Annotated in this window: 23 protein-coding genes; 3 read left to right on the top strand and 20 right to left on the bottom strand. The window is 35.3% G+C overall.

The genetic code is table 11. The annotated features are described in order from the left end of the window. Positions 1 to 149: 149 nt before the first annotated feature. The 15 genes from asd to rho form a co-directional block, all read right to left on the bottom strand. Entirely contained in the window at positions 150 to 1232 is a 1083-nt protein-coding gene (gene asd, locus BM183_RS13485) for an aspartate-semialdehyde dehydrogenase (protein WP_091687397.1), read from the bottom strand. A 182-nt stretch (positions 1233 to 1414) separates the two neighbouring features. Then, positions 1415 to 1861, bottom strand: a complete 447-nt coding sequence (locus tag BM183_RS13480) for a hypothetical protein (RefSeq protein WP_091687396.1) — start codon at positions 1859 to 1861, stop codon at positions 1415 to 1417. Between the two features lie 35 nt (positions 1862 to 1896). Continuing rightward, positions 1897 to 2868 (bottom strand): tRNA dihydrouridine synthase DusB, encoded by a 972-nt coding sequence (gene dusB, locus BM183_RS13475; protein ID WP_091687395.1) that lies wholly within the window; start codon positions 2866 to 2868, stop codon positions 1897 to 1899. Between the two features lie 20 nt (positions 2869 to 2888). Beyond that, positions 2889 to 3659 carry a type III pantothenate kinase gene (locus tag BM183_RS13470; RefSeq protein ID WP_091687394.1) on the bottom strand — a complete coding sequence of 257 codons (771 nt, stop codon included), beginning with the start codon at positions 3657 to 3659 and terminating at the stop codon, positions 2889 to 2891. Between the two features lie 14 nt (positions 3660 to 3673). Beyond that, a complete protein-coding gene (locus BM183_RS13465; RefSeq protein WP_091687393.1) occupies positions 3674 to 4018 on the bottom strand; it encodes a DUF6145 family protein in 345 nt (114 codons plus the stop codon). Positions 4019 to 4401: 383 nt separating this feature from the next. Next, a complete protein-coding gene (argF, locus tag BM183_RS13460; protein WP_091687392.1) occupies positions 4402 to 5337 on the bottom strand; it encodes an ornithine carbamoyltransferase in 936 nt (311 codons plus the stop codon). 196 nt (positions 5338 to 5533) lie between these two features. Then, complete coding sequence (locus tag BM183_RS13455; protein ID WP_091687391.1) at positions 5534 to 7453, bottom strand: LTA synthase family protein; 1920 nt, start codon at positions 7451 to 7453, stop codon at positions 5534 to 5536. 357 nt (positions 7454 to 7810) lie between these two features. Continuing rightward, positions 7811 to 8731 carry an SPFH domain-containing protein gene (locus tag BM183_RS13450; RefSeq protein ID WP_091687390.1) on the bottom strand — a complete coding sequence of 307 codons (921 nt, stop codon included), beginning with the start codon at positions 8729 to 8731 and terminating at the stop codon, positions 7811 to 7813. A gap of 1 nt (position 8732) precedes the next feature. Beyond that, on the bottom strand, positions 8733 to 9170 hold the full coding sequence (locus BM183_RS13445; RefSeq protein WP_091687389.1) for an NfeD family protein: 438 nt from the start codon (positions 9168 to 9170) through the stop codon (positions 8733 to 8735). A gap of 242 nt (positions 9171 to 9412) precedes the next feature. Beyond that, complete coding sequence (locus BM183_RS13440) at positions 9413 to 10201, bottom strand: TrmH family RNA methyltransferase (RefSeq protein ID WP_091687388.1); 789 nt, start codon at positions 10199 to 10201, stop codon at positions 9413 to 9415. Between the two features lie 80 nt (positions 10202 to 10281). Continuing rightward, on the bottom strand, positions 10282 to 11358 hold the full coding sequence (prfA, locus tag BM183_RS13435; RefSeq protein ID WP_091687387.1) for a peptide chain release factor 1: 1077 nt from the start codon (positions 11356 to 11358) through the stop codon (positions 10282 to 10284). A gap of 69 nt (positions 11359 to 11427) precedes the next feature. Continuing rightward, complete coding sequence (gene prmC, locus BM183_RS13430) at positions 11428 to 12279, bottom strand: peptide chain release factor N(5)-glutamine methyltransferase (RefSeq protein ID WP_091687386.1); 852 nt, start codon at positions 12277 to 12279, stop codon at positions 11428 to 11430. Positions 12280 to 12285: 6 nt separating this feature from the next. After that, positions 12286 to 13734, bottom strand: a complete 1449-nt coding sequence (locus BM183_RS13425; protein WP_091687385.1) for a DUF1385 domain-containing protein — start codon at positions 13732 to 13734, stop codon at positions 12286 to 12288. Between the two features lie 161 nt (positions 13735 to 13895). Continuing rightward, a complete protein-coding gene (gene rpmE / locus BM183_RS13420) occupies positions 13896 to 14105 on the bottom strand; it encodes a 50S ribosomal protein L31 (RefSeq protein ID WP_091687384.1) in 210 nt (69 codons plus the stop codon). A gap of 112 nt (positions 14106 to 14217) precedes the next feature. Further along, complete coding sequence (gene rho / locus BM183_RS13415) at positions 14218 to 15708, bottom strand: transcription termination factor Rho (protein ID WP_091687383.1); 1491 nt, start codon at positions 15706 to 15708, stop codon at positions 14218 to 14220. Between the two features lie 350 nt (positions 15709 to 16058). Here rho and BM183_RS13410 point away from each other — a divergent pair, with 350 nt between their 5' ends. The 3 genes from BM183_RS13410 to BM183_RS13400 all read left to right on the top strand — a co-directional run bounded on the left by BM183_RS13410 (position 16059) and on the right by BM183_RS13400 (position 18828). Continuing rightward, positions 16059 to 17213: an NAD(P)-dependent malic enzyme gene (locus tag BM183_RS13410; protein ID WP_091687382.1), complete on the top strand. Its 1155-nt coding sequence runs from the start codon at positions 16059 to 16061 to the stop codon at positions 17211 to 17213. A 45-nt stretch (positions 17214 to 17258) separates the two neighbouring features. Continuing rightward, positions 17259 to 18203 (top strand): tRNA modification radical SAM protein MnmL/YtqA, encoded by a 945-nt coding sequence (mnmL, locus tag BM183_RS13405; RefSeq protein ID WP_091687417.1) that lies wholly within the window; start codon positions 17259 to 17261, stop codon positions 18201 to 18203. Positions 18204 to 18297: 94 nt separating this feature from the next. Beyond that, a complete protein-coding gene (locus tag BM183_RS13400) occupies positions 18298 to 18828 on the top strand; it encodes a DUF4364 family protein (protein ID WP_091687381.1) in 531 nt (176 codons plus the stop codon). Between the two features lie 56 nt (positions 18829 to 18884). On the opposite strand, the gene BM183_RS13395 is transcribed toward BM183_RS13400, so the two are convergent. The 5 genes from BM183_RS13395 to clpP all read right to left on the bottom strand — a co-directional run bounded on the left by BM183_RS13395 (position 18885) and on the right by clpP (position 24503). Then, entirely contained in the window at positions 18885 to 19259 is a 375-nt protein-coding gene (locus BM183_RS13395) for a hypothetical protein (RefSeq protein ID WP_091687380.1), read from the bottom strand. A 127-nt stretch (positions 19260 to 19386) separates the two neighbouring features. Then, a complete protein-coding gene (gene yihA, locus BM183_RS13390; RefSeq protein WP_091687379.1) occupies positions 19387 to 19974 on the bottom strand; it encodes a ribosome biogenesis GTP-binding protein YihA/YsxC in 588 nt (195 codons plus the stop codon). Between the two features lie 49 nt (positions 19975 to 20023). Further along, a complete protein-coding gene (gene lon / locus BM183_RS13385; protein WP_091687378.1) occupies positions 20024 to 22351 on the bottom strand; it encodes an endopeptidase La in 2328 nt (775 codons plus the stop codon). A 189-nt stretch (positions 22352 to 22540) separates the two neighbouring features. Continuing rightward, positions 22541 to 23836, bottom strand: a complete 1296-nt coding sequence (clpX, locus tag BM183_RS13380) for an ATP-dependent Clp protease ATP-binding subunit ClpX (protein WP_091687377.1) — start codon at positions 23834 to 23836, stop codon at positions 22541 to 22543. 85 nt (positions 23837 to 23921) lie between these two features. Then, positions 23922 to 24503 (bottom strand): ATP-dependent Clp endopeptidase proteolytic subunit ClpP, encoded by a 582-nt coding sequence (gene clpP / locus BM183_RS13375; protein ID WP_091687376.1) that lies wholly within the window; start codon positions 24501 to 24503, stop codon positions 23922 to 23924. Between the last annotated feature and the right edge of the window lie 145 nt (positions 24504 to 24648).

The raw sequence follows: 24648 nt of genomic DNA, 5'->3' as shown, positions 1-24648 counted from the left end.
TATATTGCCACTAATCCCACATACCCTCCACTGATTCTCTGCAAAAACAAATCCTTACTCTTGAAGGTCAACGATTAATAATGGAAGCTACACATTATTAGTGAGACATTTCTATAATTATTAAGTAAGCGTTCTATAAATTAATAAGTTTATTTTGAAGTAATATAACCCTTGGCTTTCAGCAATTCAGCGATTAAGACAGCGCCGCCTGCTGCTCCACGAAGGGTATTGTGGGACAAACCAACGAATTTATAATGGTAAACCCTGTCTTCACGAAGCCTGCCCAGAGAAATTCCCATACCATTTTCATAATCTTTATCCAGCTTAACCTGTGGACGATTATCTTCCTCAAGATATTGAATAAAGTGTTCTGGAGCACTTGGTAAATTTAATTCTTGGGGAAGTCCTTTATATTCTTTCCAAGCTTTGATTATTTGTTCTTTAGTTGGTTTCTTTTCAAAACTTACAAATACTGCCGCAGTATGACCATCACTTACCGGTACACGGATACATTGAGTTGTAATAATTGGTGCTGCCGCTTTTACGATTTCACCGTTTTCAACCTTACCCCAGATTCTAAGCGGTTCTTGTTCGCTCTTTTCTTCTTCTCCACCGATATAAGGGATAACATTATCAATCATTTCTGGCCAGTCCTTAAAGGTTTTTCCAGCTCCGGATATCGCTTGATAAGTTGTTGCTACAACAATTTTAGGTTCAAATTCTTTTAAGGCGTGAAGGGCCGGTGTATAGCTTTGAATAGAACAATTAGGTTTTACTACAATAAAACCTCTTTCCGTTCCCAAACGTTTCTTTTGATCTTCAATAACTGCCAAATGTTCCGGGTTAATTTCAGGAACTACCATTGGCACATCAGGTGTCCATCTATGTGCACTATTATTGGATACGACTGGCGTTTCTGTTTTAGCATAGGCTTCTTCTATGGCTTTAATTTCTTCTTTTGTCATATCAACTGCACTGAAAACAAAATCAACTCCTTGGCTGACTTCATCTACGCTATTTACATTCTTTACAATAAGTTTCTTTACTGATTCAGGCATTGGAGTATTTAACTTCCAACGATCTCCTACTGCTTCTTCATATGTCTTTCCTGCACTTCTTTCACTAGCTGCAACAGTTACAACCTCAAACCAAGGATGATTCTCTAACAATGCAACAAAGCGCTGCCCTACCATTCCAGTACCGCCTAAGATACCAACTTTTAATTTGCTCATACCAACACCAATTCCTTTCAACTTATAAAAGGACAAATACCTGAAAATGTATTTGTACTACGAACATATGTCTTCCTTGTAGATATACACTACTCTTCTTGCTCATAAAAATCAACTGTTTTCTACTATTTAATGATTTTTTGTGACAAATGTTTAAATATTAAGTATAAGTATTAAAGTTTTTAGTCACAATTCTTATCTAAAAATCTCATTTTCCCGCAGCTATACTTTCTGGGTATCTCACCAATCTGCTCGTTGTTAAAATCCATTTCCAATCGCATCTCATTGGTCAATTCACTTGCACAATTGGGGCATAACCTACCGGAACGTATATTTACACCACATCTTTCACATTGAATAAATATAGGTGAATTCTCTGGTATTTCAATTCGGCTGTCCTTTAAATATAGTCTTATGTAACGAACGGGAACTCCCGTTTTTTCAGATACCTCCATAACCGTTGCAGTACCATGTTCATAGATATAAGCTTTCACTTTATTAAAAGCCTCATCATCTTGCTTCTTGCAAGCAGGACAGTAGCAGCGGCCTAACCCATAATATTGAAATATTTTTCCACACCTTATACAAGTCCTTATTTCACCATTTGCATTTCTTTGGTAGTTCTCCATCTTTTAACCATGCTCCTTTCACAGGTTGAAAAAATTTATCCTATACTTTTTAAATATTCAAAAAGTAATTCTTGTAATTGTTCTATACTTTCAATTTCATTTACTCGATTTCTTAATTTAGCAGCTAAAGGATATCCTGTTGTATACCAAGCAATATGTTTTCGCATTTCCCTAATACCAGTATATTCACCTTTATAGTCAATTGACATTCTTGCATGACGAAGCATCATATCTACTGCTTCTTGGGGAGTTGGCTTCTTTGGTATCTTACCTGTTTGATAATATTCTTTGATTTGAGAAAATATCCATGGATTACCTCTGGCACCGCGGGCTATCATAACAGCATCACAACCTGTCTCGTTTATCAGCGCGGTAGCACTCTCCGGCGTAATTACATCTCCATTGCCAATAACCGGTATGGATACGGCTTCTTTTACCGCTTTAATAATCTTCCAATCTGCTTCACCGCTGTAATATTGCTCACGGGTTCTACCATGAACAGCAACGGCTGCTGCTCCATTGGCTTCTGCTATCTTTGCTATTTCTACTGCATTTGTTGTAGATTCTGTGAAACCTTTACGTATTTTTACGGTAAGAGGCTTTTTAATAGCAGAAGATACGGCATGTACAATTTCTCCTACCAACTTAGGATTTTTCATTAAGCCGGAGCCTTCACCGTTATTAACTACTTTAGGAACCGGACATCCCATATTAATATCTAAAATATCAAAGTTTTTATCTTCAATACGTTTTGCCGTTTCACTCATAATATACGGATCTGATCCGAACAATTGCAGGGAAACCGGCCTTTCTCCTTCTGCAACTTCTAAAAGCTTCTCTGTATTTTTATTATTATATTGTATGCCTTTGGCACTAACCATTTCAGTATAAATTAGATCTGCACCTTGCTCTTTGCACAACAGACGAAATGGCAGGTCTGTTACTCCTGCCATAGGTCCTAGCACAAGATTACCATCTATCTTTATATTTCCAATCATTAAACTCATAAAACTACCTGCTCTTTGTTCTACATTCTGTTCTTATTGTAAATGAGACGAATACCTTGCAAAGTTAGACTATCATCAAAGATTTGAATCGCGTCTGTTTCATCTGCAATAATTTTTCCAAGCCCTCCGGTAGCAATGACTTTGATTCCCTTTATACCGGATTCTTCTATAACTTTCTTAACGATATACTCAGTTTGGCCTATATATCCATAAACTAATCCCGCCTGCATACTGGAAATAGTTTCTTTTGCTAAAATGGAATCCGGCTTCTTAATTTCGATTTCCGGCAGTCTTGCAGTTTGTTGCCATAAAGCATCAGCACATATGCGGATACCCGGACTTGTAATTCCTGCAAGGAAAGAGCCGTCTTCTGTAATAAGATCATAGGTAGTTGCCGTCCCAAAATCAATCACGATTAAAGGTCCTCCATATAAATCATAAGCCGCTACTGCATCAACAATACGATCCGAGCCGATTTCTTTCGGATTTGGAGTAACTATCTTAATGCCGGTTTTTGTTCCTGTACCAATTACAAAAGGGGTTAAGTTGAGATACTTTATAATTGCAGACTTTAGAGAATGCATAATACCTGGTACTACAGAAGCTATTGCTGCCGCTTTAATCTGGGTAAAATCTATTCCTTTTATTTTCAATAAATCATAAATTATAATTCCATATTCATCAGAGGTTCTTGCTATTCTTGTTGTAATACGGAAGTTAGAAATTAAAACATCCTCTTTAAATATACCTAATGTAACATTGGTATTTCCCACATCAATTACCAGTAACATAACAAACCTCCATTCTATTTATCTTCTAAATCAACATCTTCACCTAAAAAAAACACTTTATAATATAATTCCAATGCTTCCAAAAGCTCTTCTTTTTTCTGTCTGATTTCCTTTATCTTAAGGACACTTCCAATTTCATCGAAAAGAAGATCTCCCTCATCACTAGTCACATTGAACATCAAGTCACCTTCTTCATCAAACTCTAATGTAAGAACACCTCCTACATCTTCTGTATATAAAACACACATGATTTTTAATTCCTCTTTAATAGATTCCGGAAGCGAATCAAAATCTTCATTTAAATAAAATTTATGCTCATAAGAACTGCTGGCACATAAAACCATCTTATCCTGATACATAGTCATCCATACCCTTTCGGTTAAACTTTTTAATTTGCAAGCAAGCTTGCATCTTCCTCATTCCGTTTGTATTATATCATGAACATAAAAAATGTTCATGATCTTGGCACTCCAATCGGAATTTGCAAGCAAGCTTGCACCTTCCTCATTCCGTTTGTATTATATCATAAACGGAAATATAAAATAATTCAAGTAAATTTAAGACAACCTATGATAATATTTTTTCCATTTAAAACTGATAAATAGTAAAAAAAATATACTGAGATTTTCAACAATACAACATCCTACTTAAGTACTTAATTTTGCCTTATAACGTAAATTGAACTCCGAAAGTCATGGTTGACTTTCGGAGTTCTCTATCCTTTTTCAGAAACGTCCTTTAACTAATTACCAAGTGTAGCAACCATAACCGCCTTTATGGTATGCATGCGGTTTTCCGCTTCATCAAAAACAACTTCACTGTGTTTTTCAAAAACATCTTCTGTAACTTCGTTTCCTTTTACTGCCGGAAGGCAATGTAAGAAAATCGTCTCTTTCTTACCCGTCTTCTCCATTAGAGCCTGATTTACCTGATAAGGTCTTAGAAGCGCGATACGTTCTGCTGCAAGGTCCTCCTCACCCATGGAGCACCATACATCCGTATAAATAGCGTCTGCACCTTTTACCGCTTCTATGTTATCTGTGATTGTTATTGTGCTGCCTGCGGCATCTGCATATTCTTTGCAGGTCTTTACTAACTCCCCTTCCGGCCATAAGGATTTTGGAGCAAGAATAGTAAAATTAATACCTAATTTACCGGAACCGATCATTAAACTATTTGCCATATTATTTCTGCCGTCTCCCACAAATATCAAATGAAGTCCTGATAACTTCCCAAATTGCTCCTTTAATGTTAAAAAATCTGCTAAAATCTGTGTTGGATGGTATAAGTCTGTTAAACCATTCCAAACAGGTACTCCACTGTATTTGGCAAGTTTTTCAACGGTATCTTGCTTAAATCCTCGAAATTCAATCCCATCAAAGATTCTTCCTAGTACTCTTGCAGTATCTTCAATGCTTTCCTTATGCCCCAATTGTATGTCATTTTTACCTAAATATTCAGGATGTCCCCCTTCGTCAACACATCCCACTGTAAATGCACATCTGGTTCTGGTGGAAGGTTTTTCAAATATTAATGCAATATTCTTACCTTTTAAACTATTTCCCGTAATACCCTGTTTCTTTTTTCTTTTTAAGTCTGCCGCTAAATCTATTAAATATTCAATCTCTGCTGGTGTAAAATCTTTTAATGTTAGTAAACTACGCCCTTTCAAATTCATACAAATCCTCCTTTATAAAATGAAATAATAATTTAGGCTTCATTTTTAATAATGACTATATATTATATTTATAAATATTAATGTTTATTTATACATGGTACTTAATTTTTATTTTTTTGTCAATATATTTTTGTAAATTTTAAAAGGAAGTTCTAACACTGATATAAAAAGTGTAGAACTTCCTTGAATAAATTAATTATCTATAATTGTTTTCTTCTATATTACTCTTAGTATCTGTATTGTACTTTTCCTCATAGGAATGATCAGAACTATTTTTATCTTCCATATATTCTGCAATTAAATCCCGATCTAATATTTCTTTTGAGGTCTTCTTTATTTTAACAGTTCTATTATAATCCTCTTCAAAAAGTGACCCATCCAATTCTTCATGGGTTCCCACGTCCCAAGCTCTGCTTCCTTCAAAGACACCTTCTCTGGATATTTCAAACATAACATTATTGTGTATAAAGGACCCTTCAAATAAATATGCCGTAAACGCTGCGAAACCTTCTTTGGCATTCACTAAATCCTGACCTAAAATATAAGGATGATCTATTTTCAGTCCCATAATATTGGCAATGGTGGGGAGAAAATCAATTTGCCCACCTGTTGTTGATACGGTTCTATATACATTGCTTCCGGGAACATGTATGATTAAAGGTACCCTTAGCATTTCATCATAATCATATTCTCTCCCCAAAAACTCTTCCATCTTTTCTTGGTTGTTATCCATGTTTTTATTTAAACCATGATGATCACCATATATAGCAATTACCGTATCCTCGTAAAGTCCCTTTTCTTTTAAATCAGCAATAAATTGTCCAAGGGCTTCATCCATATAATGAATGGTTTGCAGGTAAGAACCAAACTTCGTGTCCTTATCTTCTTCCCGAAGTACTAAGGTATTATATTCCTCATCCAAAAGATAAGGATGATGACTGGTTAAAGTAATAATAAAACTAAAGAAAGGTTCTTTTTCTTCCTCTAATATATCAATTGCCTGTTTAAACATGGACTTATCTGAGATACCTAATCCAATTGTTTCACTTGCATCCAGATCTTCCATACTATAAAATTCTTCAATGCCCTGCCCCGGATAAGCTGCTTCCCTATTCCAAAACGCTCCTTCATAACCGTGGATAGCCAAAGTGCTGTATCCCTTTTCCCGTAAGATCCAGGGAAGTCCATAAAAAGTATTCTTTTCATATAACGTATAGCACTCCCTATCAATAACAGGATATAAGCTATTTAAGGTAGCAAATTCCGCATCAACAGTATTTCCTTTCCCTATGGTACTATAATACCTATTAAAATATATAGAGTCTTTGCCGATTAAGGAATTCAAATTAGGTGTTAGTATTTGCCCATTGTATTCTGCACCAAGAACAAAGTTTTGCAAAGCTTCCACTTGAAGTAATATTAAATTTTTGTCTTTTCCAATACCTTGCAGGGACATACCTTCTTCCTTGGGGGCAACCTCTTCTACCACTTCCAAGACCTCTTCCACCGGTATTTCTTCTGTTACTATATTATCTGCAACGGCATTATAGATATCATTTACATGGTTCGTAAAAAACTCTACACTGTTTACTTTGTCAATAGCTACACTATCTAATGGATTTACAACCAATAAAGCAAAAATAGCACATAAGCCTGCTATTAAATACTTCATTTCTCTTTTAAAACTCCAGCTATTTTTCGTACTGATGTCATCGGTATGCTTTTTAAAATAATAGTAGACAAAGGGAATATCTAAGAACAACAGAAAACTTGCAGGTATTAGTGTTGCAAAAAAGCTATCCGGTACGGCAGCAACATTCTTTGCCTGCCAAAGTTGCTTGATGGACACTGTTTGATTATAATAATTATAATACATGGAATCAGCAAACATCAATAAACTGACTAAGCTATATACTATTAAAAATAATCCCTTTTTATGTTTAAATTTAATTCTGCTAATGCCTATAAAAATGATGCCAAGAGTTATAATACTTACTATAATAATAAAACTATCCAGAATATTGGCATCAATCAATCCATAATATATAATTAGCTTTATTGTAAATAAAAGCAAAATCATATAAGGCGATTGTAAAATCTTTTTGTACTGTTTCATTATATATGCACTCCTTTTATCAATTTCAACAGAGTACCATCTGTTCTTAAATCCTCATCCTACTCCTTTTATATAATAGCTCAAAGGGATTTTATTATCAAGACAAGAATTCTTAAGATTATCTTAAAAAAAATGGAAATTTAAAGTTTTTTTTGTTAAATAAAAATAATGCCTGACATTAAATCCTCTGAGCCTGTAGGAAAATAATATCTTTTTTCTTTCCTCCAGCCCTTATAATTACTCAGATTTTTTAAATATCAGGCATTAAATTAATTTTTATTGGTTACAAATTTATTTTCTATAAAACCAGTGTTGTGGTTAACAAATCATACAAGAATGATTCTGCTCCCTTTTTTATTAATCTTCCTTGCTTACTTCTGTTAAAGATTTTACAAGACCTGCAATTCCTTGAATTTCAGAAGGAATTATAATCTTTGTTGCTTTACCATCTGCAGCTTTTGCAAAGGCTTCCAGACTCTTTAATTGAAGCACTGCATTTCCCGGCTGAGATTCATTTAAGAAACGAATACCGTCTGCATTAGCCTTTTGTACAGCAAGTATCGCTTCTGCCTGACCTTCTGCTTCTCTAATGGTCGCTTCTTTTTGTGCTTCTGCCCGTAATATGGCAGCTTCTTTTGATGCTTCCGCTTCAAGTATCACTGCCTGTTTCTTACCTTCGGCAACCAAAATAGCAGAAGTTTTCTCACCCTCTGCACGAAGAATTGCTTCTCTTCTTTCCCTCTCTGCTTTCATTTGCTTCTCCATAGCATCCTGAATAGCAGTTGGGGGAATAATATTCTTTAGTTCTACACGAGTTACCTTGATTCCCCAGGGGTCTGTTGCAATATCAAGAGATACACGCATCTTCGTATTAATAATTTCTCTGGAAGTCAAAGTTTCATCCAATTCCAAATCACCAATAATATTACGTAATGTAGTGGCGGATAAATTCTCGATAGCCATTAAGGGCCTCTCAACACCGTAGGTATATAACTTCGGATCTGTAATCTGAAAAAATAATACCGTATCGATTTTCATAGTTACATTATCCTTAGTAATAACCGGCTGAGGAGCAAAATCGGCTACCTGCTCTTTTAAGGATACCCTTTTTGCTACTTTATCTATAAGGGGTATAATAAAATGAATACCTACATCTAATGTAGTCTGATATCCACCAAGACGCTCGATTACATAAGCCGTAGCCTGTGGTACAATTTTGATGCTGGATGCAAGAATGAGTAAAACAATAACACCTAAAATAATAAGTACAATCTCCATACTATATTTCCTCCTTTATATCAACAATTAATTTTACACCTGAAACTTTTCTTACAATTACTCTTTCGCCTTCCGGAATGATTGTATCATCATTCACCGCTCTGGCCATCCATTCCTGCCCATTAAGTAAGACCCATCCCTTACCATTTAAATTATCAATAGTTTCTATCACTTTCACCTCTTTACCTATAAGCAAATCAATATTTGTCTTAACACGTTGTTTATTAAAATATTTTTTTGCAACAGGCCTTGTAAAAAACAACAGTAAAAATGAAACGACTAAGCATACAGTTATTTCTAATATCATGTTATCTACCAGCAGGGAAAGGAAAAAAGATACGAGAGAACCACCGGCAAACCATATGGTAGTCAGACCCAGTGTGATAATTTCTATTAGTAAGAATATTGCTAAAATCACTAACCAGTACATAGAATCCATCTTGTAAAGCACCCCCTTATTCTCACTATGGTAATTTTATTTTACTTCATATTACCATAATATACAAGATTAGTTTAACATATTATACATTTATTATTTCCCAATAGTAGTAATTTATGTTTCGTTAACAACCTATAAATTTCCTAACATTAAAAAGATTGGTATTTTCATACCAACCTTATATTGTTTAATTATTCATGAATCTGATTTTATAGTATTAAAACAGCCGATAATTTTATATATTATCTCACTCTTTTTTGACGATATATTTCATACATCAAAACCGACGCCGCAATTGCTGCGTTTAAAGATTCTACATTTCCCTCCATAGGGATTTTTATATATTTTGTTGCCATTTGGGTGATTTCATCACTTAAGCCGTTGGCTTCGTTACCAATCAGAATGGCACTTTTTCCTTTATAATCTATTTCATCATAATAACAATCAGCCGACAGATGTGCTGCATATATAGCTATATTATGCTCCTTCACTTTGACAATTGCTTCTTTTAAGTCCTCTGCATAAACAAAAGGCATTCGGTAGATAGCACCCATGGTGGAACGGATTACTTTTGGATTATACATATCTACAGAGGTTTTGCTGAGAATAATTCCCGTTACCCCAGCACCCTCTGCTGTACGAAGGATAGTTCCAAGATTTCCGGGATCCCTAAGGTCTTCTAATATTACTAAATTAGCATTAGGGGCCTGAAGCATATCTTCTAGATTATATTCCGGTTTCTTTACAATAGCCATAATTCCTTGAGGGGTTAAAGTATCGGAAGCTTCTTTTAATACGGTATCTTCTACTATTTCATATGGGATAATCCTGAAATAGTCCGGATCCTCTAAAACTTTTTCCTCATAAAAGCTATTTGAAACATATGCTTTTATAAGTTTTCCAAAAGCCACTGATTCCTCGAACATTTTAATTCCCTCTATTACAAAGGCACCTTGTTCTGCTCTGGCTTTGGATTTTTTCTGCAATTGTATTATATTTTTAATCTGCCCATTAGAAATACTGCTGATCATACTTATTCCTCTTGCCTTATTTCATTTTAGATTTCTATTTATGCATTAACTTAAATACCGACTAAGCCATTTCACTCATCTTATTGGCTTTCATTCATTTTACTTAATTTAGCCGCCTGATCAGCTGCAGTTAAGCTGTCAATAACTTCATCCAAATCTCCATTTAAAATATCGTCAAGTCTATGAAGTGTTAGCTTAATTCTATGATCCGTTACACGTCCTTGCGGAAAATTATAGGTTCTGATTTTTTCAGAACGGTCTCCTGTTCCAACCTGGCTTCTTCTGGCTTCCGCTTCAGCACTATGAGCCTTTTCCAGCTCTAATTCATAAAGTTTCGCACGTAATACCTTTAAGGCTTTATCTCTGTTCTTCAACTGAGATTTTTCATCCTGACAGGAGATTACGATACCAGTAGGTATATGAGTAAGACGTACTGCGGAGTCAGTTGTATTAACGCACTGTCCTCCGTTACCGGAGGCACGGAATACATCAAATTTACAATCATTTAAATCAAGTTCTACTTCAACTTCTTCTGCTTCAGGCATTATAGCTACAGTTGTAGTAGAGGTATGAATACGTCCGCCGGATTCTGTTACCGGAATTCTTTGTACTCTGTGTACACCGCTTTCGTATTTCATACGGGAATATACGCCTTTACCATTAATCATAAATACAACTTCTTTAAATCCGCCTAAACCATTTTCATTTAAGTTTATCATATCAATCTTCCAACGTTGGCTTTCTGCATACTTGGAGTACATTCTAAAAAGCTCAGCTGCAAATAATGCTGCTTCGTCTCCTCCGGCACCACCACGGATTTCAACAATAACATTCTTTTCGTCATTAGGATCTTTTGGTAAAAGAAGAATCTTCAGATCATTTTCAATTTCGATTAGCCTTTGCTTGCAATCATTTAACTCTTCCTTGGCAAGTTCACGCATTTCTTCATCTTTTTCTTCTTCTAACATCTTTAGGCTGTCATCAATGGCTTCTTTTGTAGCCTTATATTCTTTATATTTATCTACAATAGCACTTAAGTCACTCTGTTCCTTCATAAGCTTACGATACTTATTTTGATCATTTATAACTCCCGGATCATTTAATTCTTGAATGATTTCTTCATATCTTATTAAAAGATCCTCTAATTTATCAAACATTACATATTCCTCCAATAATAACTTTCATTTATAAATTCTATTGATTTGTATCAAATTATATTCGCAACGCTAAGTGAAGGGTTCCTCTTGGTTTACATATCTGCCTGTAACAACCCGGTCTAAACCTGCTAAGTCCTTAATAATACGAATATCCTGAAAACCCTTTTCTTTCAGAAGCCGGCTTACTGCCATGCCTTGATCCCATCCTATTTCAAAGAAAATGAATCCTCCCGGATTCATATATTCGGTTCCTTCTGACAGAATGCATCTATAGAAGTATAAACCGTCTTCTTTACCATCTAAAGCAATGGGGGGTTCATGTTCTTTTACCTCATCCATTAAGGTTTCTATATCAGAAGTTGGAATATAAGGCGGGTTGGATACAATAATATCGTATTTGCCACGTACCTGTTCAAATAAATTACTTTGCAGGAATTGCACCTTGGTTTCCAATCGGGTATTGTTTTCATTTGCAATCTTTAAGGCTGCTTCTGATATATCCACACCAACTCCTGACTTAATATTCCCCAGTTTATCCAAACTAATAATAATGCAACCGGAGCCAGTACACATATCCAATACGTTTTTTCCCTCAGCTGTCTTCAGGACTTCCTGAACTAATATTTCGGTATCCTGCCTTGGTATTAATACGTCTTTCGATACTTTAAAATTAAGCCCCATAAACTCCTGTTCACCGGTTATATGCTGAAGAGGTATATGATTACCACGTTTCTTTACTAATTCCATATATTCATGATATTCTACTTGAGAAATAGGCATAGAAGAATGCATCAGGTACCGGGCACGATCCATTTTAAACAGAAAAGATAACAGATACCATGCATCAATATCACTATCTGCAATCTGCTTCTCTTTTAAAAACTTTCTGCCCTCCTGTAATGCATTCTCTAATGTTTTCATGATATATCATTCCTCTTCTTTGCTTTTCTCATTAATGAAAAGATAACGGTCCAACGCCCTTAATATCTCGTCGTCTTCTTCCTCATCAATATAAGGATTTCCTTTCAGTTCTCCAATAGCAGCTGCTGTCTCTTCATCCACCGGATGCTTTTTATCAGAAGCTTTTAGACCTTCACTACTTTTGGAATTATTGTTGCCTGATTTTTTATGTTTTTCACTTCTGTGTTTATTGTCTTTACTTAAGTCGTCTTTCTTTTGATTATTCTGCTCCTCAATATCATTACGTTTATCCGCTTCCAGATGTTGTAAAGTACTATCCGCAACTACCTTAGATTTTGCTTTTAAACTCTCTTTTTTAGCAATAATTTCTTCCGCAGTTTCTTCTATTTTCATATTATTTATGTTTTTATTTTGATTTATTTTATTATTTTCTTTTGAACTATTATCATTTAATTTACTATTTTCATTTCCATTGTTTGTCTTGGAATTTTTCACAGTTTTTCTCGCTGATTTATTTCTAGAGGTTTTTGCTTTATTAGTATTCAGAAATTCCTTCCAATCAAATACCGCTTCTACAGATTGAATGGCAACTTCAATCATGTCATTGTCCGGTTCTTTCGTTGTAAGGGCCTGAAGCCACATACCCGGCCTGCTTAGTATGTTAACAATTTTTGATTCATTTCTTCCCGCCAACCGGATAAATTCATAAGAAACACCAGCAATCACAGGTATTAATAATACCCTGATCACATAACGGAGCCATTGTTGCTCAACACGTATAAAGATAAAGAATATAATGCTGACAAACATTACAATGAACATAAAACTGGTACCGCATCTCTTATGCTCTCTGGACTGCCGTTTTACATTTTCAACTGTTAACTCATACCCCCGTTCAATACAGTTAATAGTCTTATGTTCAGCACCGTGATACATAAACATACGTTTAATATCCTTAATTTGAGATATGGCTGCTACATAAGACACAAATAACAAAATACGGATACAGCCTTCAATAATCGTTAACAGCACTCTGGACTGAACCACTTCGGTTAATAAACCGGCTATAAAACCAGGAAGAAGAATAAATATTCCAATGGCTAATATTACAGAAACAAGCATAGTAATTCCCATAATAACACTTTCCGCTTTTTCTTTAAAAATCTTTGAAAATGCTTTCTCCATCCTGCTTGGTTTTACTTCTTCCTCTTCTTCAAAAAAACTTGCAGAAAAAGTTAAAGTTCTGCTGCCAATAATCATGGACTCCACGAAAGATAACATTCCTCGAAAGATCGGAAGCTTAAATATTTTATATTTTTCTGCTGCACTTACAAAGGTACTTTTTTCAATTACAATTTCCTTATTGGGTTTTCTGACAGCAATGGCATATTCATCTTTGTTTTTCATCATTACGCCTTCAATAACTGCTTGTCCACCTATTCCTGATGGTTTCATATACCCCACATCCTCTCTAAAAATGCTATCTATCTTATGTTTATTAACCAAAAGCAGAAGGACATCTATTTTTTCAAAAAGAAAGACCTCTGCTAATTTAAAAATAGGCTGAGATTCTCCAACCTCAACCTGTTTTTAACATTTGATATGTTTCTGTCTTTCTATTTGTTTTGACTAAGGCCATATCTACGATTGAACTTATCAATAGCTCCGCGAGCAGCAGCTGCTTTCTGCTGACCTGTGTAGAATGAATGGCATTTAGAACATATTTCTACGTGGATTTCACTCTTTGTTGAACCAGTTACGAATTCGTTACCACAGTTACATGTAACTTTTGCCTGATGATAATTTGGATGTATTCCTTCTTTCATTACTTTCACCTCTTTGCAACTATACTAATGTTTAAAGTTGACTTTTGTCAAACTAATCATTTCAAATAAACAGCTTTTTAATTATAGCATAGGTTGTTCGTTTATGCAATACCTAAAACACAATTTTTGTCTTTTTTATCATTTCAATAAATTCTGCATTACTCTTAGTTCTTAAGAACATTTCTATTATTCTCTCTGCCGCTTCATCGGATTTTAGACCATTTAAAGCTTTACGCATTAAATAAGTAGCCTCTAATTCCGACTGGTTCAATAATAAATCTTCTCTTCTGGTACTGGACTTTGGTAAATCAATGGCCGGGAATATTCGTTTCTCTGATAAGCTTCTGTCTAATACCAGTTCCATGTTACCGGTTCCCTTAAATTCTTCAAAAATTACATCGTCCATTCTGCTTCCTGTATCCACTAAGGCAGTTGCAAGAACAGTAAGACTTCCCCCTTCACGCATATTCCTTGCCGCACCAAAGATACGTTTCGGCATATGAAGAGCAGCAGGATCCAAACCACCAGATAATGTTCTTCCGCTGGCTTGTACCGTTAAATTATAAGCTCTTGCCAGTCGTGTAATACTGTCTAACAGAATAATAACATCCTTTTTATGCTCGACCAGTCTTTTGGCACGTTCAATTACCATTTCGGAAACACGTTTATGATTATCCGGAAGCTCATCAAAAGTAGAATAAATTACTTCTACATTCTTACCTTCGATGGATTCCTTAATATCTGTTACTTCTTCCGGCCGTTCATCAATTAATAATATAATAAGATTCATTTCCGGATGATTCTTGGTAATAGCCTTTGCGATTTGCTTTAATAAAGTAGTTTTACCGGTCTTAGGCTGAGATACAATCATACCTCTTTGGCCCTTTCCAATAGGTGAAATTAAATCCACCATTCTCATGGCAACACTTGCACCGGGGGTTTCTAAATGAATTCTATCATTTGGGAAAACAGGTGTTAGATCTTCAAACCTTTTCCTTCTTTGAGCTTCGGAAGGATGAAAGCCATTGACACTCTTAACAAACAGTAGTGCACTGAATTTTTCATTCTGGCTTTTGATCCTTGTATTACCTGCAACAATATCACCGGTTTTTAATCCAAATCTTCTGATTTGTGCAGGTGACACATAAACATCGTTCTCACCGGGCAAGTAATTATCACAGCGGATAAATCCAAATCCATCCGGCATGATTTCTAATATACCCTCTTTGGTCTCTCCACTGTCCAATTGTTCTGCTTCTGAGGATGCATTGAGTTTTCTAGCATCATTTTGTACTTTATTTTTTCTAAAATCCGAATCCTGTTGTCCAATATCTTGACCTTGCATATCCTGCTTATTATGTTCTTCCACCGTATTATCTTGTGTCCTTATTGCTTCTTCCACAGTATTTTGTGTCCTTATTGCTCCTTCCACGGTATTATCTTGTGTTCTTATTACTTCGTCCATCGTCATCCCATTATCATCATTTTCTTTTAAAGCATCAATCAGTTCCTGTTTTCTCAATGCGGTTATTCCTTTAATTCCTTTATTCTTTGCCAACGCTCTAAGCTCAGCTAGAGACATTGCGTTCAAATTTGTTTCCATGTACACGCTCCTTTAATAAGGTCTTTAATAACTTTTATTCCTATAAACATTATTAAGCTATTTTTACAGTATCAATTGGGAGTAATTACGATTAAGATAAGACGACTCTAATGAAATAAGCAGTATTGAATAATCAAATAAACTTTTACTTATTATACACCTATTCTATTTGAAAAAAAAGGCTTTTTTTAAAATTAGATTAAAATAGGACCAAAGAATTAAAAATTTTGGAATATTTATGGTGAGCAGACTTGTTTTACCTGATTTCTAGTGGTATTATTATCAAAAACGGAAAGAAATAAAAAACTAAGCAACATACTGATACAGAAAGGAATGGATGGTATAACACTATGAATTTAAACGACCAGTCATTATTGTTACACGAAAAATGGAAGGGAAAAATTGAAACCACTTCAAAATGTTCTGTTAATTCCAAAGAAGATCTTGCTTTAGCCTATACCCCGGGAGTAGCAGAACCTTGTAAAGTAATAAATAAGAATCCCGATGCAGCTTACCGGTATACAATAAAATCCAATACTGTGGCAGTTGTTTCTGATGGAAGCGCGGTTTTAGGGTTGGGTAATATCGGCCCCCTGGCTGCCATGCCGGTTATGGAAGGAAAAGCGGTATTGTTCAAAGAATTTGCAGGAGTTAATGCATTTCCAATATGTCTGGATACTCAAGACACCGAAGAAATCATTAAAACCATTGTTAATATTGCACCTGCCTTTGGAGGTATTAACCTGGAAGACATTGCAGCTCCCCGCTGCTTTGAAATTGAGGAACGCTTAAAAGAACTATTAAATATTCCTGTATTCCATGACGATCAGCACGGTACTGCCATTGTTGTTTTAGCAGGTGTTATTAACAGTTTAAAAGTAACGGGAAAACAAAAAGAAAATTGTAAGGTTGTGGTTAATGGTGCCGGTTCTGCTGGAATTGCCATAGCCAAATTGTTATTAAATTACGGATTCACTGATGTAACTTTATGTGATAAAACAGGTATCTTATCTAAGTCTGCTCCTGATCTGAACTGGATGCAGAGGCAAATGATGGAGGTAACCAATCTGCCGGGTAAACAAGGTACATTAGCTGATGCATTAAAAGGTACCGATATATTCATCGGAGTATCTGCTCCAAATATTCTTACCAAAGAAATGGTAGCTTCTATGAATAACGATTCCATTTTATTTGCTATGGCAAACCCTGTACCGGAAATTATGCCTGACCTGGCAAAGGAAGCTGGAGCTAAAGTTGTAGGTACCGGACGTTCCGATTTTCCTAATCAGGTAAATAATGTACTTGCCTTTCCGGGAATATTTAAAGGAGCATTAGAAGGGCGGGCAGCACAAATTACGGAAGAAATGAAGCTGGCTGCTGCGCAAGCTATTGCAGGATTAATAGACGATAGTGAGCTTAATGCAGATAATATTATGCCCCAGCCATTTGATCCAAGAGTATGCAACGCGGTATGCAATGCTGTAAAGTCTCATATTTCAGAATAAACCAAGCAATCATTACCATTATTAAGGAGAATTTTTTTGACTGACATACAAGTTTGGGGAGATAAGCCTTATTATTCCCTCAATTATTATCTAAAACAAGAATTTGGACAAAAGGTGTACAAACTGTCTCTTAATGGGGGCATGACCTGTCCTAATCGTGACGGGACTTTGGGAACATCAGGATGTATCTTCTGCAGCTTAGGCGGTTCCGGGGATTTTGCTGCTTCTCCAGAACTATCCGTTACCAATCAGATAGAAGAAGCAAAAAAGCTGGTGAAAGGTAAAATAAATGGAAAAGATATCACTGAAAAATATATCGCTTATTTTCAGGCATACACTAACACTTATGGTGAAATATCTCATCTGCGCAATATATTTACAGAGGCCATATCTCATCCGGACATTGCAGCTTTATCCATAGCAACCCGTCCGGATTGCCTTGCAGATGACGTAATTGCTCTGCTGGCAGATTTAAATAAAATAAAACCGGTATGGATTGAACTTGGTTTACAAACTTGTCATGAGAAAACCTCTCAGCTTATAAGGAGAGGCTATTCTCTTTCCTGTTTTGAAGAAGCTGTTAAAAATCTGCATCAAATAAATGTAACCGTGGTTGTTCATATTATACTTGGCTTGCCCGGAGAAAGTTTTTCTGATATGTTAGAGACCATATCCTACATTACCTCCTTTCACAAAAAAGGAATGCCTATTCAGGGAATAAAACTGCAATTACTCCATGTGCTAAAAAACACGGATTTGGCAAAATACTCTTTTCATGTACTTTCTCTTGAAGAATACATGGATATTCTGATATCCTGTATTGAGATGCTTCCAAAAGATATGGTCATTCATAGATTAACAGGAGATGGACCTAAGAGTTTATTAATTGCCCCATTATGGAGTTCCAATAAAAAGTTAGTCTTGAATAGAATTCATAAAGAGTTTAAAATAAGAAAGACCTGGCAGGGTAAATGCTGGGATGTCATATAGGGAAAAACAATATTTTTCAACCGGCAGTTTGTGCGGTGGCACAAATCGCTACCATTATTATATGGTGCTAAAGCACCGGAATCGAGGTTATTGAATGGAATCAGATGCTTTTACATTATATAAATTGATTATATTATTTCTTCTGGATAAAGTAGATTTTCCTTTAACCAATTCACAAATATCAAACTTTATATTAGAAAAAGGGTATACCAACTACTTTAATGTTCAACAGTCTATCTCCGAATTAATCGAGGCTGAGTTCATAAACATGGAAACCATCGGGCATAATTCATATTATAAGATTAATAATGAAGGCAGAGAAACCTTGTCTTTCTTTGATAATATGATTTCTTCCGTAATTCAAGAAGAAATCATAGAGTACTTAAAAGAAAATCAGTATTCACTAAGAAACGAAACATCTATTCTTGCAGAATACTTTGAGGCAAAAAAAGGAGAATACATGGCTCGACTCCGTGTATTGGAAAAGGAAGAACCCATTATCGACTTAAGTATATCCGTGCCTACGAAAGAAGAAGCTTCAAAACTCTGTAATAATTGGAGGACAGAAAGCCAAAAAATATATGCTTTTGTAGTCTCAACTTTATTAAAAGAAGATGATGAGTAAATAGATGGTGTTTAAATCAAAAAACAGTGCAGGTAATTGATACCTGCACTGTTTTTTTACTTTAATTGATCAACCTGTTCTCTTCTGTGCTCCTGTTTACGTTTTGTACTTTCTAATGTTTCATCATCCATTTGATCTGCATTATGGTTTAAATAACCTTCCGTATATTTCAAACGTTTTTTTGTATTCTCTAATTGATCATTTGTATGATTTTCACCATGGGCAATAATATCCTTTAGGTTTTGAATTTCATTTTCCCGTTCTCTTTGAATATCTTTTACATGAGCTATATTTTCAGAAGATTTGGATATATCAGAGTGTTCTTCTAAATGACGTTCTGAACGAGTTTGTTTTTCCACTATATTTCTAAGATGGTCAATTCTACGTTCATTTTCAATGCACCTATTATCGTCATTACTTCTTTTAGTCATAATATACCACCTTTCTAAAAAATTAGGAAACAATGAGTTCTTAATTATTTTCTCCGAAGGTAATATCTTATATTCTTAAAATTGCTTTTGTTTAAGTCTTTAAGTAGATTATTAGTTTAGCAATTATTTACACTTCCATTATTTCTTCAATACATTCCCATATTTCATCTCTGCCTTGTTTAGACAATGATGAAAATGGAATAATTCTAGTACCAGGTTTTGCATTTAACCCTTCCCGAATCAGTTTAATCTGTTTATCTTTCTGGCTGCGGTTAATTTTATCCAGCTTTGTAGCAATAATAACAGGTTCAAATCCGTTATAAACTATCCACTCATACATATTACGATCATTTACAGAAGGTTCATGACGAATGTCTATTAACAAAAAAATAATCTTTAATTGCTTTGATGTTTTTAGATAACGTTCAATCATTTTACCCCATTTTTCTTTTAAAGCTTCTGCAACCTTTGCATAACCATAGCCAGGAAGATCTACAAAGTATAATTCGTCATTGATATTATAAAAATTAATAGTTTGAGTTTTACCTGGTTGTGATGACGTTCTTGCATATGCCTTACGATTCATTAAAGCGTTAATGAGAGATGACTTACCAACGTTGGATTTTCCAGCAAATGCAATTTCTATTTTATCATTTTGTGGTAATGTACTCGTAATTCCGCATACAGTTTCTAAATTTACACTTTTTACAACCATATTTCTCTCCTATCCTGCTCACGTATTTACACAAGGTGCTGATCCAAAACTATTTTTCCTCCGGAACAAGTGAAAAGGAAAGAACTTCCTCCATAGTATCTACGTACTGTATAGCAATTCCATCCAAAATCTCCGAGGATATTTCTTCTACATCTTTTTTGTTCTGTTCCGGTACCAGTACCAGTTTGATTTTCGCTGCTTTTGCAGCCAATATTTTTTCTTTTAATCCACCAATTGGAAGTACTCTTCCTCTTAGAGTAATCTCACCAGTCATGGCTATGTCTGCCCGAACCGGTCTTTTTAGAACAGCCGACATCATTGCTGTTGCCATAGTAATTCCGGCAGAAGGACCATCTTTTGGCACTGCACCTTCCGGTATATGAATATGAATATCATGTTTCTCAAAATATTCTACTTCTATACCATATTGTTCACTAACTGAGCGAATATAACTAATACCTGCTTTAGCAGATTCTTTCATAACATCCCCTAATTGACCTGTTAATTCGAATTTACCTTTACCCGGCATAACATTCACTTCAATTTGCAGTGTATCCCCGCCAAAACTTGTCCACGCAAGACCTCTAACTATACCAATTTCATTTTTCTCATTGGCCATTTGATGTGTATATTTTTCCTTGCCTAAATATTTCACCAAATTCTTTTCTGTAATTTTAACTTGTACTTTCTTTTTGCTAACCAGTTCTTTTGCAGCTTTTCTGCATATTTCACTTAACTTTCTTTCCAGGTTACGAACACCTGCTTCTTTTGTATAACCGGATATTATCCCTTTTAATGCATGATCGGAAATGGTTAATTGTTTTTCTTTTAAACCATTTTTCTCCATAACCTTTCTTATTAAATGTTCTTTTGCTATATGAAGTTTTTCATTCTCCGTATAGCTGGTTACTTCAATCAGTTCCATTCTATCCAGCAATGGCCTTGGTATAGTTTGTACTGTATTAGCGGTGGCAATGAATAATATTTCGGATAAATCTACAGGAATTTCTACATAATGGTCCACAAACTTATTATTTTGTTCCCCATCCAGTACCTCTAAAAGTGCAGAAGAAGTATCTCCTTTATAGTCACTGCTTACTTTATCAATTTCGTCTAATAGGTATAGAGGATTCTTTACACCGGCACTTTTTAGACCAGATACAATTCTTCCTGGCAATGCACCAACATAGGTCCTTCTGTGTCCGCGAATTTCCGCCTCGTCTCTCACACCTCCAAGGCTGATTCGAACATATTCTTTATTCAAAGCCTTTGCCACTGATCTGGCTATGGAGGTTTTACCGGTACCCGGCGGCCCCACTAAACACAGGATTGGACTATCGCCCTTTTTGGTTAAAGATCTTACAGAAAGAAATTCTAAAATTCTTTCTTTTACTTTTTCCAGTCCGTAGTGATCTTCATTCAAGATTTTCTCCCCATGATTAATGTCTAAATTATCCTTGCTGGTTTTATCCCAGGGAAGAGCCAATAAAGTCTCTATATAGCCTCTTACTACAGCACTTTCTGAGGAATTGCCCGGCATATTCTTATAGCGGTTAATTTCGTTGATGATTTTTTCTTTTACTTCTTTTTTTGCCTTCAGTTTCTCCACGGCTGCCATAAAATTCTCAGCATCAGAAACAGTATTACTTTCTCCAAGTTCTTCACGAATTACTTTTAATTGTTCCCGTAGAATATAATCTTTTTGATTTTTATCTACTTTTTCTTTAACCTTTGCTTGTAAATCTTTCTTAATTCTTAGGATTTCAATCTCTTCTGAAATCATTACCATTAATTTTTCATATCTGTCAACTAAATTTACAGCTTCAATTAATATCTGCTTACCTTCTACGCTAAGAGGTATATTAATTCCAATTAAATCAATCATTTCCTGAAGCTCTTTTGCATTCAGAATTTGCTTTACTACTTCTTTCCCGATTCTGGTATTCTCTATGGAATAAAGCTCAAATATATCTTTTAGACCTCGAAGCATGGCCTCTTGCTCCAGAGGAGATAATTGTATCTTAGTCTTATCTTCCAGCAACTGAATTTCGCCCACTAAATAAGTACTGTCTGGTTCCAGACTTTCCAGCTTAGCTCTTTCTGTTCCTGAAACCAGGACTCTTAATATATCTCCAGGTAATTTAATTAATTGCTTAATTTGTGCTAATGTACCAATTTCATATAAATCTTTTTGCTCCGGCTCTTCTACATCCGGATCTCGCTGGGTTAAAAGTAACACCATTTGGTTGTTATCCATAGCACTCTCTACTGCCTCTATGGATTTGGGGCGATTTATATCAAAATGAATTAACATACCCGGAAGTACTGCCATTCCTCTTAAAGCTACCACAGGAATTTTTCTTTCATACTCACTCATGTTAACACCTTGCTTTCCATATTAACCTTAATTCCGGTGCTTTAGCACCATTTAATTTGGTATTTTAAAAATGGGGCTGCCTCAAAATGCCTCCTCTTTAATTCTACTTATTTCACGAAGTTTCACTTATATCTCGTGAAATTAAATTGAAACAATAAAGGTATTTTAAGACAGCCTCATTTTACAGACTTAAGCTATTTCGTTATTACTCTTTTTTGATATACGTTTTGTCATCTGCTTTCTTGGCAAATCGTCTTCTGCATTAATTAATGTAGGATCACTATTACCTTCCGCAGCATCTTTGGTAATAATACATTTTAAGATTTTTGTATCGGAAGGTACCCTATACATGGTATCCATCATAACCGATTCCATAATAGCTCTTAATCCTCTGGCCCCTGTCTTTCTTTCAATGGAACGTTTCGCAATGGCACGAATTGCTTCCTGATCGAATTCAAGTTCTACGCCATCTAATTCAAACAGCTTTTTATACTGCTTAACAATTGCATTCTTAGGTTCTGTAAGAATACGAACCAATGCTTCTTCATCCAATAAATCCAAAGCTACGCATACAGGAACACGACCAACAAATTCAGGTATTAAACCGAATTTTACAAAGTCCTGAGGCATTGCCTGTCTGAATAACTCTCCAACATTATGCTTTCCTTTTTCAGAAATAACAGCATTAAATCCAATGGACTTATTTCCAATTCTGGATTCAATAATCTTCTCCAATCCATCAAAGGCACCGCCGCAAATAAATAATATATTGGTAGTGTTAATTTGTATAAATTCCTGATGGGGATGTTTTCTTCCACCTTGTGGCGGTACAGAAGCCGCTGTTCCTTCTAGTATCTTAAGTAAAGCCTGCTGTACACCTTCACCGGAAACATCTCTGGTAATAGAGGTGTTTTCAGACTTTCTTGTTATTTTATCTATCTCGTCTATATAAATAATACCATATTCTGCTCTTTCAATGTCATAATCTGCTGCTTGAATCAGCTTTAACAGGATATTTTCAACGTCTTCGCCTACATAACCTGCTTCTGTTAATGCTGTAGCATCGGCAATGGCAAAAGGTACATTCAGTAGTTTTGCCAGGGTTTGAGCCAGATAAGTTTTACCGGAACCAGTAGGCCCAACCATAAGAATATTACTTTTTTGCAGCTCTACATCTAAATCCCTACCGGCAAGCACTCTTTTATAATGATTGTATACAGATACCGCTAATACCTTTTTCGCTTCTTCTTGTCCGATTACATATTGGTCAAGAAAGCTTTTGATTTCGGCTGGCTTTAGCAGATTAATATCGGTATCCGCTACTGTATCATCAAACTCTTCCTCTACAATTTCAGAACATATCTCTATACATTCATCGCAAATATATACATTATTAGGACCAGCTATTAACTTTCTGACCTGATCCTGATTTTTATTACAGAATGAGCATCTTAACTGTTTTCTCTCATCCGTCTTGTTAGCCACTATTTTCACCTCACTTCATTAGTCCTAAATTCAGGCTAAAAACATTCGGCTAAGCTCAATCTCATGTAGCTTAGCCGAATGTCCTTTATCCGCTAATAATTACACTATCAATGATTCCATATTCTTTTGCTTCCTCAGCTGTCATATAGTGATCTCTTTCTGTATCAATTTCAATCACGTCAAGTGGCTTTCCTGTATTAGCAGCAAGAATTTCGTTTAATTTTTGTTTTGTTCTTAAAATGTTCTCAGCAACAATTTTAATATCCGTTGCCTGTCCTTTGGCCCCACCTGATGGCTGATGAATCATAACTTCAGCGTTAGGAAGTGCAAATCTCTTACCCTTTGTACCGCCTGCTAAAAGAAATGCGCCCATACTAGCAGCCATACCTATACAAATAGTTGAAACATCACACTTAATATATCTCATGGTATCATAAATTGCCATACCGGCGGTAACAGAACCACCTGGGCTATTGATATACAGATTAATATCCTTACCTGGATCTTCTGACTCTAGGAACAATAACTGAGCTACTATAACACTTGCAGATACATCGGTTACTTCTTCACCTAAGAAAATGATTCTATCCTTTAATAATCTGGAATAAATATCATAGGATCTTTCGCCTCTGCTGGTTTGTTCAATGACATATGGTACTAAACTCATAGAAATTCCTCCTTTATTAAGAATTACTATTCAGTCACAAGGTTTCTTATGACCGAAGCACACAGCTTTCAAAAACAAGCTGTTGAGCTGGCTAACTGGAGAGTCCTTGGGTTTTCTCTAGTGTACTGAATAGTTTACAAATTAT

It is taken from the genome of Anaerocolumna aminovalerica, from assembly GCF_900115365.1.
Lineage (GTDB): Bacteria > Bacillota > Clostridia > Lachnospirales > Lachnospiraceae > Anaerocolumna > Anaerocolumna aminovalerica.
The sequence above is the reverse complement of the archived record's forward strand: the minus strand, read 5'-3'. Positions and strand labels throughout refer to the sequence as shown.